Raw genomic sequence first — 1,378 nt, 5'->3', positions numbered from 1 at the left:
CATTTTTCTTGCACAAACGGATGCAGTTTAGTAGAAGAAGGGATATTAATGACTTTAGACGAATATTGTTTTTTAGATATATATTTAAGGGGTGTATGAGCGTGGACGATATAATTTATGCAATAAACCACTGGATACAAACATTACCAAAGGAATATAACTCAATGTCAGAAACAGAAATATCAAATCGCCCTTTCCCAAATAAATGGTCTAAAAAAGAGATATTAGGACATCTTTGTGACTCTGCAATAAATAATATTGAGAGGTTTGTAAAAATTCAATATATGGAACAACCTTATGTCATCCAATCGTATAATCAAGAACAATGGGTAGCAGTTCAGAATTATCATGCAAGACCACTTGATGAAATACTGACTCTTTTTCAAAACCTAAATAAGCAAGTGCTAAATATCATTATGAATATTCCTGCCGAGAAATTAACTTATCTTTGTGGTATTGATAATACCCAAAAAACATTACAGTGGCTTATACAGGACTACCTTAACCATATGGAACATCATATTAACAAGCAAATCTTAATTAAGGGAAATGATTAAATCTTAATACTTCAAATTGAGCTAATGGGTGCTAGAGTTTAAGAAGGGGTTACTGCGGCAGCCTTTTCTCATTCGACTAACGAAGCAGTTTAACTAAATAGAAATTAGGGAGTAGCTTCTGGTAACTAGCTTTAATTGAAAAGCATTTTTAAAATTATACTCAATGATTCTTCTTATAATTGAAAGAATAAAATTTCCCATGAAACGGAGGTTTGGAAAATAAAATAATACCAAATAAACAAGGGAGGAAACGAGATGAAAGAATGGAAGGTTACGATTATCATTTTTATGATGTTGACAGGTGGCTATTTCTTCTTTCTTCAATATAAATACATTGATACATCTGGTGTTGAACCAGTCAAAGAAGCACCAAAACGAGATATGCCGCTTTACACGGACACTCAACGAGACAAAACATGGGAAATTCATTTTCCAAAGGAGTTTGACAAAAAAGCCTCACATTATGAAGACGTGAAGGTGACCGATAATCATCAGAATGAAGTCCCAGTTATCATTGAATTGGGCACTGACCAGAAAACTATTTACATCCATCCTCCACAGCCAGAGGGACTTTACAAAAAGGGCATGACCTATCATGTCAAGTGGAAAGAAGATTTAAGGTATGCGGACGGAACAAAAGTGGAGGAAACCAAAGATTTTGATTTCGTAACCATAAAATAAGAAATTAGAATAAATGCATAACACTTTTAGCATTAATAAAACTGCTGAATATACATTGATTGTTATTCAACTATCGGGTGCTAGAGTTTAAGAACGGGGATGGCTGCGGCGATCCCTTTTTTATTGCACTAACGGGGCAG

The 1,378-nt window shown here is 34.3% G+C and carries 2 protein-coding genes; both read left to right on the top strand.

Translation table 11 applies throughout. The annotated features are described in order from the left end of the window. Positions 1-557 (top strand): DinB family protein (locus LC455_RS31000; RefSeq protein ID WP_223596798.1); only part of this gene is annotated, 557 nt, incomplete at its 5' end. A 255-nt stretch (positions 558-812) separates the two neighbouring features. Next, entirely contained in the window at positions 813-1,238 is a 426-nt protein-coding gene (locus tag LC455_RS30995; protein WP_223596796.1) for a hypothetical protein, read from the top strand. Positions 1,239-1,378: the final 140 nt, after the last annotated feature.

It is taken from the genome of Neobacillus bataviensis, from assembly GCF_019969725.1.
This window is presented reverse-complemented; position numbering and strand designations above follow the sequence as displayed.

What these genes read in the sequence shown, in the direction of transcription:
- LC455_RS30995 (WP_223596796.1), top strand. Translation starts at nt 813, where the DNA reads ATGAAAGAATGGAAGGTTACGATTATCATTTTTATGATGTTGACAGGT.